The following is a 14,158-nucleotide window of genomic DNA, read 5'->3' as shown; positions in this document are numbered from 1 at the left end:
CCGATGGCCCTCGAAACCTACAAGAAGAAGCGCGACTTCAAGAAGACCAAGGAGCCGGCCGGCGACGCCGCGTATGTCGGCGACGGCGACAGCTACCTCATCCAGAAGCACGACGCGACGCGACTGCATTACGACCTCCGCCTGGAGTTCGACGGCGTGCTGAAGAGCTGGGCCGTCACCAAGGGCCCGAGCCTCGTGCCGGGCGAAAAGCGCCTGGCGGTGCAGACCGAGGACCACCCGCTCGAATACGGCACCTTCGAAGGCACCATCCCGGCAGGGGAGTATGGCGGCGGCGCCGTCGTTCTATGGGACCGCGGACGCTGGTCGCCGATCGGCGACGCGGCCTATGGCTTCAACAAGGGCCATCTCGAATTCGAGCTGAAGGGCGAGAAGCTGAAAGGCCGCTGGCATCTCGTGCGCATGGCCAAGAGGCGTGGCGAAAAGCACGACAACTGGCTGCTCATCAAGAGCGACGACGAGGAGGCGAGGGGCGAGGGCGATCCCGACATCCTTGAGGAGAAGCCCAATTCGGTGAAGACCGGGCGCACCCTGGCCGAGATCGCAAAAGAAGCGCCGGGCTGGTCTTCGGAAACAGGTAAGATCGAGAAGGAAGAAGGCCCCACGGAGACAGTCGAACCTCCTGGCGACTTCGACGTCTCCAAGATCGCAAAGGCCAAGCGCGGCGAGCTCGCATCGTTCGTCGAGCCGCAGCTTGCGAGCCTGTCCCCGAAGGCGCCCGCCGGCGCCCGCTGGCTGCACGAGATCAAGTTCGACGGCTACCGGCTGATCGTCCGCATCGAGGCCGGGCGCGTGAAGATGCTGACGCGCAGCGGGCTCGACTGGACGACCAAGTTCGGCAAGCCCATCGTCGAGGCGTTCAAAGCGCTGCCGGTCGGCTCCGCGATGATCGACGGCGAGCTCGTCGTCGAGAACGATTCCGGCGCCTCCGATTTTTCCGCATTGCAGGCCGACCTCAGCGACGGCCGCGGCGACCGCTTCTCCTTCTACGCGTTCGACCTGCTGCACCTCGACGGTTACGACCTGCGCCCCGCGAAGCTCGTGGACCGCAAAGCCGCGCTCTCCGCCATCGTCCCCCCCGGCGGGACAATCCGCGTCAGCGAGCATTTCGACGATGACGGCTCGCTCGTTCTCGGCCACGCCTGCCGGCTGAGCCTCGAAGGCGTCGTCTCCAAGGAGCGCGACGCGCCTTACCGTTCGGGTCGCGGCAAGGGCTGGATCAAGTCCAAGTGCTCCAAGCGGCAGGAATTCGTGATCGGCGGCTATGTGATGTCGACCACCTCGCGCAAGGCGATCGGCTCGCTGATCCTCGGGGTCTACGACAAAGGCGAGCTGCGCCACGTCGGGCGCGTCGGCACGGGCTTCTCGGTCAAGGTCGCCGAAGATCTGTTCGCGAAGATGCAGAAACTGAAGGCCGAAAAATCGCCCTTCGCCTCGAAGCTGACCGCCGACGAGGCGCGCGGCGCGCGCTACGTCGAAGCGAAGCTGGTGGCGGAGGTCGAGTTTCGCGCCTGGACGGGCGACGGACATCTCCGGCACGCGTCGTTCCGCGGCCTGCGCGAGGACAAGCCAGCCGAGGAAGTGGCCGCGGAAGATCAGGCGGTGGAGGTCAAGGGACCCAAGGAGCGGCCGTCGAGCGTCAAGCTCACGCATCCCGACCGGGTGTACTGGCCGGAGGACGGCGTCACCAAGCAGGGCCTCGCCGATTACTACATGGAGGTCTGGCCGCGCATCGCGCCATTCATCGTCAACCGGCCGCTGTCGCTCGTGCGCTGCCCGGGCGGAGTGACCCAACAATGCTTCTTCCAGAAGCACGGCTGGAAGGGCATGTCGAACGCCATCAAGACGATGCCAGATCCGCAGAACCCGGCCGACGAGCCGATGGTGATGATCGACGACCGCGACGGGCTTCTGGGCCTCGTGCAGGGCGGCACGCTGGAGATCCACCCTTGGGGCGCCCCGCGGGCCGACATCGACAAGCCGGACATGATCATCATGGACCTCGATCCCGGCGACGGGGTGAAGTGGGAGACGGTGATCGAGGCCGCGCTCGAAGTGAAGCGCAGGCTGGAGGCAGCGGGTCTCGCCGCTTTCGTGAAGACCTCAGGGGGTAAGGGCCTGCACGTGGTCTCGCCTCTGACGCCATCCGCCGGGTGGGACGAAACCAAGGCGTTCTGCAAGGCGATGGCCGACAGTATGTCCGCCGACGAGCCCGAAAAATACGTCTCCGTCGTCTCGAAGGCGAAGCGAGGGGGCAAGATTCTCGTGGACTACCTCCGCAATGGCCGCGGGGCGACGGCGGTCGCGCCTTATTCGACCCGCGCGCGGCCGGGCGCGGCTGTGTCGGCGCCGCTGACATGGGACGAGCTCGGCCCAGCGATCGGCCCGGCCTATTTCACGGTCTCGACCATGCCGACGCGGCTCGCGTCTCTGCAGCGCGATCCCTGGGAGGGGTTCCGCAAGTCCGCAAACCCGCTGCCGGCGGGCGAGAAGAAGGGGCGGAAGAAGGCGGCCTGAAGCGTCTTCCGGCATAGCGCGACGAGAGCCACGATCCCGGCTCGTCGCTCCGCGGCGTCCGAGACGACGCGGCTCTACTTTTTCGCCTTTCCCTCGGCCAGGCTCTTCCGCAGGGCGTCCATGATGTTGACGACGTTGCCGCCGGACGGCGCGTCCTCCGCCTTCTTCTTGGCGGGAGCCTTTCGGCCCTTCTTCTTTGCCGAGATCAGCTTCAGCAATTCGTCCTGCACGGGGTCGGTGACCATCTCAGGCGACCACTTGGCGGTGCGCTCCTCGATGAGCTCCTCGACCAGCGACATCAGCTTGGCGTCGGGTTTCGCCGCCTTCGCCGCATCGAAATAATCCTTAGGGTCGCGCACCTCGTCGCCGTAGCGCAGCGTCCAAAGCACGATGCCGTTCTCGCGCGGCTCCAGCAGCACCGCGCGCTCGCGGCGGTAGAGCACCACGCGCGAGATCCCGACGACGCCGCTCGCGGCCATCGCCTCGCGGATCACGGCGAAGGCTTCCTCGCCCACCTCGTCGTTGGGCGTCAGATAATGCGGCTTGTCGTACCAGATCCAGCCGACCTCATCGGCTGGCACGAAGCTCTCGATGTCGATCGTGTGGGTCGTCTCCAGCGCGACGGCGTCGAGCTCCTCGTCCTCGAGCATGACGTGGTCGCCCTCGCCGCGCTCATAGCCTTTGACCTCGTCGTCCTCCTCGACGACGTCGCCGGTGACGGCGTCGACATACTCGCTGACGACGCGATGTCCGGTCGCGCGGTTGAGCGTGTTGAAGCGGACCTTCTCGTTCGTCGTCGTCGCCGGCGTCATGGCGACCGGACATGTGACGAGCGAGAGCTTGAGATAGCCCTTCCAGAACGCGCGCACGGCCATGGGAAAACGCTCCTTACGTCTGGAGCGGAACCTACGACATGCGCGTGTGGTTCCGCCGCCTTCGCGACGTCAGCCGAACCGCCGGTCGTAGATCAGCGCCGCGTCGAGCAGCGCTTGGGCGCCGGCCGTCGCCTCCTCCTGGGTGATGCTCTCCGCCTCGTTGTGGCTGATCCCGTCGCGGCAGGGCGTGAAGATCATCGAGGTCGGACAGACGCGGGCGACATAGGCCGCGTCGTGGCCGGGGCCGGAGACGATCTCGCGCCAGCCATGGCCGGAGGACTCCGCGGCCTCCCGCACGGCGGCGACGCAGTCGGCGTCGAACTTTACCGGCGCGGACGCCCAATCTCGCTTGGCGTCGGCCTCTAGCCTCAGTTCTGATGAGACCTGCTCAACGCTCGCGAAGAACGCCGCCTCCATCTCGTCGAGCACGCCGTCGTCGGGGTGGCGGAAGTCGACGGTGAAGAACACCTCCCCCGGAATGACGTTGCGCGAGTTCGGCCTGGATTCGATCAGGCCGACCGTCCCGACGCCCGGCGCGCGCTCCTTGGCGATCCGGTCCACCGCCTCGATCAGCTTGGCGGCGCCGATCAGTGCGTTGCGGCGCAGGCCCATCGGGGTGGAGCCGGTGTGCGCCTCCTGTCCGGTCAGCGTCACCTCGTACCAGCGGATGCCCTGCACGCCGGTGACGACGCCGATCATCTTGCCCTCCGCTTCGAGGATTGGCCCCTGCTCGATGTGGAGCTCGAAGAAGGCTGAGAACTTGCGCGCGCCGCACGGCTCCTCGCCGCGATAGCCGATGCGTTCGAGCTCGGCGCCGAACCCTGCGCCTGCGCGATCCTCCCGGTTCAGCGCCCAGTCCTTCTCGATCGCGCCGACGAAGACGCCGGACGCGAGCATCGCCGGGGCGAAGCGCGCGCCTTCCTCGTTGGTCCAGTTCACGATCTCGATCGGCGCGTTCGTCTCATACCCGGAGTCGTACAGCGTCCGGAGGACCTCCAGCGCGCCGAGCACGCCCAGCACGCCGTCGAACTTGCCCCCGGTCGGCTGAGTGTCGAGATGCGAGCCGAGCGCGATCGGCGGAAGGTCGTTCCGCTTGCCCGGCCGGCGGGCGTACATATTGCCCATGTCGTCGACCGCGACTTGTGCGCCGATGGCCTCGCAGGCGCCGGCGAACCAGTCGCGCACCTGCCGGTCTTCGTCCGACAGCGTCAGGCGCTTAACGCCGCCCTTGGGGGTGCCGCCGAACGCCGCGGTCTCATGGATCGCGTCCCACAGCCGCTTGCCGTCGATCGCGAGGTTGTGGGTGGCGGAAGGGGGCATCACGAAGCTCTCAATGCACGCCGCGCAGGATCGGCTTCGGCGCGGTGGCGGATCTCCGCGTTTTCAGCGCGACCTGCGTGGCGGCGAAAGGCTTGCGGGCGACGAAGCGGCCCGTGCCGCGCTGGACGAGCGGCTGGCCGCCTTCCGCCGCAAGGCCGCCGCGGAGATAGACTTTCGCGGGCAGGCCGCGGCACTCGAAGCCCTCGAAGACGTTGTACTCGATCCGGCTCACCTGATCGGCGGCGGAGACGGTCGCCGTCGCCGCCGGGTCCCAGATCACGAGGTCGGCGTCGGCGCCGGGGGCGATCGCGCCTTTTCGGGGGTACATGTTCAGGATCTTCGCGGCGTTGGTCGAAGTGACGGCCACGAATTCGCTCGGCGTCAGCCGGCCAGTGGCGACGCCCGCGGTCCAGAGCATGCGCATGCGGTCTTGGAGCCCGCCGGTGCCGTTGGGAATGCGGGTGAAGTCGCTCATCCCCATCCGCTTCTGCTCGTTGGTGAAGGAGCAATGGTCGGTCGCGACCACCTGAAGGGAGCCTGCGCTGAGACCGGCCCAAAGGCTGTCCTGATGGCTTTTGGCGCGGAATGGCGGCGACATCACGCATTGCGCGGCCTTCAGCCAGTCCGGGTCGCGGTAGCGCTCCTCGTCCAGCAGCAGGTGCTGGATCAGCGGCTCGCCATAGACCCGCAGGCCCCGCGCGCGGGCGCGGGCGATCGCCTCGTGGGCCTCGCGGGTCGAGGTGTGAACGACGTAAAGCGGGCAGCCCGCCATCTCGGCGATCATGATCGCGCGCGTCGCGGCTTCAGCCTCCACCATGGGCGGCCGCGACAAAGCATGGCCTTCGGGGCCTGTGATCCCGGCCGCGAGCAGCGAGGCCTGGAGGCCAGCGACCACGTCGCCGTTCTCGGCATGGACCAGCGGCGTCGCGCCGAGTTCCGCGCAGGTACGGAACGAGCTGAACAGGACGTCGTCGTCCACCATCAGCGCGCCCTTGTAGGCCATGAAGTGCTTGAAGCTGTTGACTCCCTTGGAGACGATCTCGGCCATGTCGGCGGACGTTCCCTCGTCCCAGCCGGTGACGGCGAGGTGGAAGGAATAGTCGCCGGCGGCTTTCTTCGCCTTCTCCTCCCAGGCCCGGAATGCGTCCGGCATACGTTGGCCGGGATCGGGGATGCAGAAGTCGACGATGGTGGTCGTTCCGCCGGCGAGCGCGGCCTTGGTGCCCCATTCGAAATCGTCGGCCGACACCGTCCCCATGAAGAGCAACTCCATGTGGGTGTGCGGATCGATCCCGCCGGGCATGACATAGTTGCCCGAGGCGTCGACGATCTCAGCGCCCGCCGGGGGGTCGAGGTCCAGCCCGACCGCGACGATCGTCTCGCCGTCGACCAACACGTCCGCGCGGTGTTCGAGATCGGCGGTGACGACGATCCCGCCTTTGATGAGCAGGGTCATTGGCGACCTCTCCTGTCCCTCGCCGCCGAAGCGGCGAGGGATTCAAGCTTCACTTTGCGGCGTCGGTCACTGCATGAGTGAAGGCGCCGGTCGGCTCCTTGGTGATAACGGGGGCATCGCCGCCGGCGCCGAGCAGCGTCTGGACGGTGCGCTTGTAGTCGGCCTCGTCGAGCGCGCCCGAGCCGGTGTCGAGAAGCTTCGCGATTTCGCCCGCCATGCGCTTCTGGTGCGCCTCGGTCTGCGCGCCGGAGGCGTCCGCTTCGAGCGTGATCGCGGCCGCCTCGTCCGGGTTCTTGGCGACGAACGCCCAGCCCTTCATCGAGGCCTTCACGAACTTCGCCATCTTGGCGACGAAGGCGGCGTCCTTCAGCTTGGCCTCGTTGACGTAGAGCCCGTCCTCGAGCGTCGCGACCCCCTGCTTCTCGTAAGGGAACACCACGAGATCGTCGGGTTTCAGCCCGCCGTCGATCACCTGCCAGTATTCGTTGTAGCTCATGGTCGACACGCAATCCGCCTGCTTCTGGAGGATCGGGTCGACGTTGAACCCCTGCTTCAGCACCTTCACGCCGGACGGCGAGCCGTCGGTCTTCAGGCCGAGCTTCGCCATCCAGGCGAGGAAAGGATATTCGTTGCCGGAGAACCAGACGCCGAGCGTCTTGCCCTTGAAGTCGGCCGGCGTCTTCACGCCGCTGTCGGCGCGGCAGGTCAGCATCATGCCGGATTTCTTGAACGGCTGGGCGATGTTGACGAGCGGCACGCCGCGTTCGCGCGCCGCAAGCGCCGACGGCATCCAGTCGACGATCACGTCCGCCCCGCCGCCGGCCAGCACCTGCGCCGGCGCGATGTCCGGTCCGCCCGGGTTGATCGTCACGTCGAGGCCTTCGTCGGTATAGAAGCCCTTCGACTTCGCGACGAAGTAACCGGCGAATTGCGCCTGCGTGACCCATTTCAACTGCAGCGTAACCGGCTCTGCGGCCTGAGCGGGAGCCGCGAAGGCGGCGGCGAGGATGAAGGCGGCGACGGGCTTGATCATGGTCCCCCAGAAATCTCGTCAGGCCGTCCTCATGCGGACGGATGGATGCCAGAACGTCATGCGCCGCTCCAGAGCCGCCAAGGCGCCGTAGAAGGCGGAGCCGGCGACGCTCGCCACGACGATCTCGGCCCACACCATGTCGAGCGAGAGCTTGGCCGCCTCCGTCTGGATGCGGAAACCCATGCCGACGATCGGCGTGCCGAAGAACTCAGCGACTATCGCGCCGATGAGCGCGAGCGTCGAGGCGAGCTTTAGGGCATTGAAGATGAAAGGAAGGGCAGCCGGCAGCCTGAGCATGATCAGCGTGCGAAGCCAGCCCGCGCCGTAGGAGCGCATCAGATCGCGCTCCAGCGCGCCTGAGGCGGCGAGTCCCGCGACGGTGTTCACGAACACAGGAAAGAACGTCATCGCGACGACGACCGCCGCCTTGGATGGCCAATCGAAGCCGAACCACATGACCATGATCGGCGCGAGGCCGATGATCGGCAGCGCCGAGGCGAGCCCTGCGAGGGGCGCCATTCCGCGCGCGAGGAAGGGAAAGCGGTCCGCGACCAGCGCCGCGCCGATGCCCGACGCGCAGCCGATCAGCCAGCCGATGAGCGCGGCCTTCAGCGCCGTCTGCCGGAAGTCCGCCCACAACGTCGGCGCCGCCTCGCCAAGGCGAGCGAGGATGGTCGACGGCGCCGGCATCAGCGCCGGCGAGACGCCTGCGCCGTCGACGACGATCTCCCACAGCAGCACGAGCCAGATCCCGAAGGCGACGGGCACGGCCGCGTCGCGGATCGTCGCCAGACGGCCGGTCGCAGGCGTCCGCGACAGCGCGACGTTCGCGGCCCATGCGCAGAGCCAGGCCAGCAGCACGCCGAGCCAGAAGCCAGCCGGCGCGTGTCCCGAGAACGCAGGGCTGCGGGCGAGCGCGGCGAGCGTGAGTCCTGCCGCGATAAGTCCGAGCGATAGCGCGATGAGGCCCGCAAGCCGGTTCATCGGCGGGCGCCCTTCGGCCCGAGCGCAAGCCGCTCGATCAGCGTCACGGCGCCGACAAGCAGGGAGGCTGTCAACGCCGCCGCGATCAGCGCGGCCCAGATCTGCATCGTGTTGCCGTAATAGGAGCCCGCGAGCAGCCGCGCGCCGAGCCCGGACTGCGCGCCGGTCGGCAATTCGGCGACGATCGCTCCGACGAAGGCGGCGGCCGCGGCGACCTTCAGGCTCGCGAACAGGAAGGGCAGGGAGGCCGGCAGCTGCAGCTTGGTCAGCGTCGTCCGCGCGCCGGCCGCATAGGTCCGCATCAGGTCCCGCTGCGCGCTGTCGGGGGAGGCCAACCCCTTCGCCATGCCGATCGCGACCGGGAAGAAACACAGATAGGCCGAGATGATCGCTTTCGGGATCAGTCCCTTGAGCCCGACCGATCCGAGCGCCGTCACCACGATCGGCGCGATGGCGAGGATCGGGATGGTCTGCGAGGCGACAAGCCAGGGGGTGAGCGACTTGTCGAGCGCGCGCGAGCGATCGACGCCGATCGCCAGCAAGATCCCGAGCGTGACGCCGATCGCGAAGCCGACCAGCGTCGAGGACAGCGTGACGCCGATATGGGTGAACAGGTTGCGCGGCGTGCCCAGTCGAGCGTCGAACAGGCTCGTCTTCAGCTCCCACAGGATCTGGTGAGGGGCGGGAAGCAACGGCCGGTCGAGCGACCACGCGGCCTTTGCGAACGAGATCGCGTCGAGGCCGGACGAGCGCCCGGCGATGAGGCCTGCGTTCATCCAGATCGCAGCGGCGTACCAGAACGCGAGGAAACAGGCGGAGACGACGAGGATAGGGAGCGTGTTTCCCCGCGCTAGCCGGCCGGGCAGGGCCAACGCGACGGCGTTCATACGATCCGCCCTCGCGCCCAAACACGCAGAACGTCAGCGCTAAGCCGCCCCTCAATCATAGGCGTGGCCCGCCCGCAGCCCGTCCCGCACTCTTCGGGCGACCTCCAGAAACTCCGGCGTCTCGCGCAGCTCCAGCGCCCGTTTGCGCGGCAGCGAGGAGGCGTCGATCACCTCGACGATCTTGCCCGGCCGCGGCGACATCACGACGATCTTCGTCGACAGGAACACCGCCTCCTGGATCGAATGCGTAACGAACAGAGCGGTCTTGCCCGTCCGCTCCCAGAGCTCGTGGAGCTCGACGTTCAGCCGGTCGCGTACGATCTCGTCGAGCGCGCCGAATGGCTCGTCCATCAGCAGCAGGCCGGCGTCAAAGGCGAGCGCGCGGGCGATCGAGGCGCGCTGCTGCATGCCGCCGGAGAGCTGCCACGGAAACCGCCGCTCGAAGCCCGATAGCCCGACCTGCTCAAGGCTTTTGCGCGCGCGCTCGCGGCGCTCCGCCTTCGGGGCGCCCATGACCTCGAGCGGAAGCGTGACGTTCCGCTCGATCGTCCGCCACGGATAGAGCGCGGGCTGCTGGAAGACGTAGCCATAGGCCCGCCGCTCGCGCGCCTGTTCAGGCGCGAGGCCGCCGATCGAGATCGTGCCGGCGGTCGGCCGTTCGAGATCGGCGACGAGCCGCATCAGCGTGGTCTTTCCGCAGCCGGACGGGCCGATCAGCGAGACGAAGTCGCCCGGCGTCACGTCGAGATCGACGTCCTGCAACGCGTGGATCGGCCCTTCCGGCGTCGTGAAGGAGACGCTCAAGGACCGGATCGCGATCGCGGGACCGGCCCGCTCGTTCGGCGTCATGCAGTAAGCCTCACTCCGCCGCGACCCGAGCCATCGGGTTGGCGGGATGGCGATCCCACGGCAGCGGCTCCTCGATGATGGTGCGGCCCGTGCGGACGTCGACGTCGCCAACCGCCAGCGGAACCATCTCGATGCAGTTCTCGACCGGGCACAGCGAGGCGCAGAGATTGCAGCCGACGCACTCTTCGTCGATCACCTCGTAATGGCGCACGCCGTTCACTTCGCGGGTGATCGCCTGGTGCGAGACGTCCTCGCAGGCGACGTGGCAGCGGCCGCATTTGATGCAGAGCGACTGGTCGATCCGCGCCTTAACCGCATAGCCGAGGTCGAGATGCCGCCAGTCCGTGACCTTGGGGATAGCGCGGCCGGAAAAATCGTCGATCGTCGCGTAGCCCTTCGCGTCCATCCATTCGGACAGGCCCGAGATCATCTCCTTCACGACCTTGAAGCCGTAGATCATCGCCGCGGTGCAGACCTGCACGTTGCCGCAGCCGAGCGCGATGTATTCCGCGGCGTCGCGCCAGCCCTCGATCCCGCCGATGCCGGAAAGGGGCACGTGCGCAGTCTCGGGCGTCCGCGCGATCTCGGCGACCATGTTGAGCGAGATCGGCTTCACCGCCGGCCCGCAATAGCCGCCATGGGTGCCGACGCCGCGGGTGTGCGGCAGCGGCGCCATCATGTCGAGATCGACGCCGATGATCGAGTTGATGGTGTTGATCAGCGAGATGGCGTCGGCGCCCGCGCGGGCCGCGGCCATCGCCGGCGGCCGGATGTCGGCGACGTTGGGGGTGAGCTTCACGATCACCGGCATGCGGGTGTGCTGCTTGCACCAGCGCGTGACCATCTCGACGTAGTCCGGCACCTGGCCGACCGCCGAGCCCATGCCGCGCTCCGACATGCCATGCGGGCAGCCGAGGTTGAGCTCGACGCCATCTGCGCCGGTTTCCTCCACGCGCTTGAGGATCGCGATCCAGCTCTGCTCCTCGCAGGGCACCATGAGCGAAACGACGATCGCGCGGTCGGGCCAGTCGCGCTTGACCTGCTTGATCTCGTCGAGGTTGAGCTGCAGCGGGCGGTCGGTGATGAGTTCGATATTGTTGAAGCCGATGACGCGGCGGTCGGCCGAGTGCAGCGCGCCATAGCGCGGCCCGGAGACGTTCATCACCGGCGGATCTTCGCCCAGCGTCTTCCAGACCACGCCGCCCCAGCCCTCCTTGAAGGCCCGGACGACGTTGTAGGCCTTGTCGGTCGGCGGAGCGGAGGCGAGCCAGAAAGGGTTCGGCGAGCGGATGCCAGCGAAGGTCGTGCGCAGGTCGGCCATCTCGTTCCTCCCTTTTACGTTCCGAACCGACCCGGCCCGACCAGCGCGGCGATGATGGACGCTGCGGCGCGCTTGCCGTCCTCGACCGCGACAACGGTCAGGTCTTCGCCGTCATGCACGCAATCGCCGCCGGCCCAGACGTTCGGGATGGAGGTGCGGCGCTCGTCGTCGACCTTGATGCGGCCGCCCAAGAGATCGATGGTCTCGACGCCTGAAGGATCGAGCGCCTGGCCGATCGCCTTGAACAGCTGATCGCAAGGGATGTCGAAGGTCTCGCCGGAGCCTGCGAGCCGCCCGTCCACGATCTGCGTGCGCTCGAAAATCGCCCGCCCGCTCTCCACCGCGACAGGCCGGGCGTAATGGCGGATCGCGACGCCTTCGGTGAGCGCAAGCTCCTGCTCGTAGCCGCTCGCGCCCATCTCCTTCTCGCCTCGGCGGTAGACGATGGTCACTTCGTCCGCGCCGAGGCGCTTAGCCTGCACGGCGACGTCGACCGCGGTCATGCCGCCGCCGACCACGACGACGCGGCGGCCCACGGGAAGAGCGGAGAGGTCTTCGGCCTGCCGGAGCGCCGCGATGTAGTCGATGGCGTCCTCGGCGCCCTCCTCGCGATCAAGCCCGAGCGCGTTCACGGCGCCGAGGCCGAGGCCGAGGAACACCGCGTCGTATTCCGCCCGCAGCGTCTCGAGATAGAAGTCGCGGCCGAGCGCGACGCCCGTCTTCAGCACGATGCCGCCGAGCGAGAGGATGAAGTCGACCTCGCGCTGCGCGATGCCGCCGGCGGCCTTGTAGGCGGCGATGCCATATTCGTTGAGGCCGCCCGGCTTCTCGCGCGCCTCGAAGATCGTCACTTCATGGCCGGCGCGGGCAAGCGCATGGGCGCAGGCGAGGCCCGCGGGACCCGCGCCAACCACGGCGATGCGCCTTCCCGTAGCCTCGGCCCGCGTAAACGGCTGGGCGCCGGCGTCGAACAGCGCATCCGTGGCGTAGCGCTGGAGCTGGCCGATCTTGACCGGCGCGCCGTCGGAAAAATGGCGGACGCAGACCTCTTCGCACAACGTCTCGGTCGGACAGACGCGGGCGCACATCGCGCCCATGATGTTGGCGTCGAGGATGGTCTTGGCTGCGGCCTTGGGCTGGCCCTTAGCGATCTCGCGGATGAAGAGCGGGATGTCGATCGATGTCGGACAGGCGGTGGCGCAGGGCGCGTCGTAGCAGAACAGGCAGCGCTCGGCCTCGACCCGCGCCGCGTTCGGCTCGAAGCCTGGATGCAGGTCTGAGAAGCCGGCGGCGTAGGCCTCCGGGCTCAGCCGACCGGGCGCGACGTCCGTCCGAGGTTCCCGCTCCATCAAGCCTCCCCGCTGTCGCTGCATCGCAGCAAGCGTAAGGCGTAACAAGCTTTCTGGAGCCGGTCTAGAATCCTCTCAGATCGGGCTAGCCGTTCCGTTCAGTGCGCCCGCGCGATCGCCACGCCGAGGATTTCGACAATCTCGTCGATCTGGCCGGGCTCGACGATCAGCGGCGGCGAAAGCGCGATCGTGTCGCCGGTGTAGCGGCAGAGCAGGCCGTGCTCGAAGCAGTCGACGAAGACGTCATAGGCGCGTGCCCCGACGGCTCCCTCGCGGGGCGAAAGTTCGACGCCCGCCATCAGGCCGATGGTGCGGATGTCGATGACCGGACCCTTGTCGCGCAGGGAGTGGATCGCGTCCGCCCAGTGGCCGGCGAGCTCCGCGCCACGCGTAAGCAGCCCTTCGCGATCGTAGATGTCCATGGTGGCGAGACCGGCGGCGCAGGCGGCGGGATGGCCCGAATAGGTGTAGCCATGGAACAGCTCGATCGCGCCTTCGGGCCCCTGCACCAGCCCGTCATGCAGCTTGCGCGAGCAGAACACCGCGCCCATCGGCAGCGCGCCGTTGGTGAGGCCCTTGGCGGTCGTCACGATGTCCGGGATCACGCCGTAATAGTCGGTCGCGAACGGCGTCCCCAAGCGCCCGAAGCCTGAGATGACCTCGTCGAAGATCAGCAGGATGCCGTGCCGGTCGCAGATCGCGCGGAGACGCTCAAGATAACCCTTCGGCGAGATCAGCACGCCGGTCGAGCCCGCGACCGGCTCGACGATCACGGCCGCGATCGTCTCCGCGCCGTGCAGCGCGACCAGGCGCTCGAGGTCGTCGGCAAGCTCCGCGCCGTGCTCGGGCACGCCCTTCACGAAGGCGTTCTTCTCGAGATCGTGGGTGTGGCGCAGATGGTCGACGCCGGGAAGCTGCGGGAACATGCGGCGGTTGTTGACCATGCCGCCGACCGAGACGCCGCCGAAGCCGACGCCGTGATAGCCGCGCTCGCGGCCGATCAGCCGGGTGCGCGTGCCTTGTCCGATCGCTCGCTGGTAGGCGAGCGCGATCTTGAGCGCGGTGTCGACCGATTCAGAACCGGAGCCGGTGAAGAAGATGCGGTCGAGGCCGGCGTTCGGGCCGCCCGGCGCCATGGCCGCCAGCCGCTCGGCGAAGTCGAAGACAATCGGGTGTCCCATCTGGAAGGAGGGCGCGAAGTCGAGGGTGGAAAGCTGACGCTCCACCGCGCTCGCGATCTCCCGGCGGCCATGGCCGGCGTTGACGCACCACAGGCCCGCCGACCCGTCGAGGATCTTGCGGCCGTCGAAGGAGGTGTAGTGCATGCCCTCCGCCGAGCTCATCAGGCGCGGCGCCTTCTTGAACTGACGGTTCGCCGTGAACGGCATCCAATAGGCGTCGAGACGGGGGGCGTTGGCGGGCGCGTCGTTCATCTCGGAGCTCCTCGGGCTGGCGCGATCACAAGGCGCCTGAGTGGAGCGTTGAACAAGCCGTTTTCTTCCGCGTCGCAACTCGTTGTAAACACTTGTCGCCTGCCGTCTGATTTAGT

11 protein-coding genes are annotated in these 14,158 nt (G+C 67.8%); 1 reads left to right on the top strand and 10 read right to left on the bottom strand.

What is annotated here, in order from left to right; all coding sequences use genetic code 11:
• Positions 1-3 precede the first annotated feature (3 nt).
• The gene (gene ligD, locus EYR15_RS03885) at positions 4-2,535 is read left to right on the top strand and encodes a DNA ligase D (RefSeq protein WP_131001528.1); all 2,532 of its coding nucleotides are present in this window, start codon (positions 4-6) and stop codon (positions 2,533-2,535) included.
• Positions 2,536-2,609: 74 nt separating this feature from the next.
• Here the strand turns inward: ligD and ku are convergent, their stop codons facing one another.
• The 10 genes from ku to aptA all read right to left on the bottom strand — a co-directional run bounded on the left by ku (position 2,610) and on the right by aptA (position 14,042).
• Complete coding sequence (gene ku / locus EYR15_RS03880) at positions 2,610-3,410, bottom strand: non-homologous end joining protein Ku (protein WP_131001527.1); 801 nt, start codon at positions 3,408-3,410, stop codon at positions 2,610-2,612.
• 69 nt (positions 3,411-3,479) lie between these two features.
• Positions 3,480-4,730, bottom strand: coding sequence for a Zn-dependent hydrolase (locus tag EYR15_RS03875; protein ID WP_131001526.1), 1,251 nt, complete (start codon positions 4,728-4,730; stop codon positions 3,480-3,482).
• Between the two features lie 10 nt (positions 4,731-4,740).
• On the bottom strand, positions 4,741-6,186 hold the full coding sequence (gene hydA, locus EYR15_RS03870; RefSeq protein WP_131001525.1) for a dihydropyrimidinase: 1,446 nt from the start codon (positions 6,184-6,186) through the stop codon (positions 4,741-4,743).
• Between the two features lie 49 nt (positions 6,187-6,235).
• Complete coding sequence (locus tag EYR15_RS03865; protein ID WP_131001524.1) at positions 6,236-7,219, bottom strand: ABC transporter substrate-binding protein; 984 nt, start codon at positions 7,217-7,219, stop codon at positions 6,236-6,238.
• 18 nt (positions 7,220-7,237) lie between these two features.
• Positions 7,238-8,203, bottom strand: coding sequence for an ABC transporter permease (locus EYR15_RS03860; protein ID WP_131001523.1), 966 nt, complete (start codon positions 8,201-8,203; stop codon positions 7,238-7,240).
• Positions 8,200-9,090 (bottom strand): ABC transporter permease, encoded by an 891-nt coding sequence (locus EYR15_RS03855; protein WP_131001522.1) that lies wholly within the window; start codon positions 9,088-9,090, stop codon positions 8,200-8,202. Before EYR15_RS03855 ends, EYR15_RS03860 begins: the two co-directional genes overlap by 4 nt.
• A 51-nt stretch (positions 9,091-9,141) precedes the next feature.
• On the bottom strand, positions 9,142-9,939 hold the full coding sequence (locus EYR15_RS03850) for an ABC transporter ATP-binding protein (RefSeq protein WP_131001521.1): 798 nt from the start codon (positions 9,937-9,939) through the stop codon (positions 9,142-9,144).
• A gap of 10 nt (positions 9,940-9,949) precedes the next feature.
• Complete coding sequence (gene preA, locus EYR15_RS03845) at positions 9,950-11,260, bottom strand: NAD-dependent dihydropyrimidine dehydrogenase subunit PreA (protein ID WP_131001520.1); 1,311 nt, start codon at positions 11,258-11,260, stop codon at positions 9,950-9,952.
• A gap of 14 nt (positions 11,261-11,274) precedes the next feature.
• Positions 11,275-12,609: an NAD(P)-dependent oxidoreductase gene (locus EYR15_RS03840; RefSeq protein ID WP_245498124.1), complete on the bottom strand. Its 1,335-nt coding sequence runs from the start codon at positions 12,607-12,609 to the stop codon at positions 11,275-11,277.
• Positions 12,610-12,707: 98 nt separating this feature from the next.
• Positions 12,708-14,042: an omega-aminotransferase AptA gene (aptA, locus tag EYR15_RS03835; RefSeq protein ID WP_131001518.1), complete on the bottom strand. Its 1,335-nt coding sequence runs from the start codon at positions 14,040-14,042 to the stop codon at positions 12,708-12,710.
• Positions 14,043-14,158: the final 116 nt, after the last annotated feature.

The sequence above is a fragment of the Hansschlegelia quercus genome (genome assembly GCF_004310425.1).
In the GTDB taxonomy this organism is placed as follows: Bacteria; Pseudomonadota; Alphaproteobacteria; order Rhizobiales; family Methylopilaceae; genus Methylopila; species Methylopila quercus.
Note: the sequence above shows the minus strand (reverse complement) of the source record. Positions and strands in the feature narration are given on the sequence as shown.

Coding starts and splice junctions, on each gene's coding strand:
- EYR15_RS03875 (WP_131001526.1), bottom strand. CDS start 4,730: ATGCCCCCTTCCGCCACCCACAACCTCGCGATCGACGGCAAGCGGCTG.
- EYR15_RS03865 (WP_131001524.1), bottom strand. CDS start 7,219: ATGATCAAGCCCGTCGCCGCCTTCATCCTCGCCGCCGCCTTCGCGGCT.
- EYR15_RS03840 (WP_245498124.1), bottom strand. CDS start 12,609: ATGGAGCGGGAACCTCGGACGGACGTCGCGCCCGGTCGGCTGAGCCCG.
- EYR15_RS03860 (WP_131001523.1), bottom strand. CDS start 8,203: ATGAACCGGCTTGCGGGCCTCATCGCGCTATCGCTCGGACTTATCGCG.
- ku (WP_131001527.1), bottom strand. CDS start 3,410: ATGGCCGTGCGCGCGTTCTGGAAGGGCTATCTCAAGCTCTCGCTCGTC.
- preA (WP_131001520.1), bottom strand. CDS start 11,260: ATGGCCGACCTGCGCACGACCTTCGCTGGCATCCGCTCGCCGAACCCT.
- aptA (WP_131001518.1), bottom strand. CDS start 14,042: ATGAACGACGCGCCCGCCAACGCCCCCCGTCTCGACGCCTATTGGATG.
- ligD (WP_131001528.1), top strand. CDS start 4: ATGGCCCTCGAAACCTACAAGAAGAAGCGCGACTTCAAGAAGACCAAG.
- hydA (WP_131001525.1), bottom strand. CDS start 6,186: ATGACCCTGCTCATCAAAGGCGGGATCGTCGTCACCGCCGATCTCGAA.
- EYR15_RS03850 (WP_131001521.1), bottom strand. CDS start 9,939: ATGACGCCGAACGAGCGGGCCGGTCCCGCGATCGCGATCCGGTCCTTG.
- EYR15_RS03855 (WP_131001522.1), bottom strand. CDS start 9,090: ATGAACGCCGTCGCGTTGGCCCTGCCCGGCCGGCTAGCGCGGGGAAAC.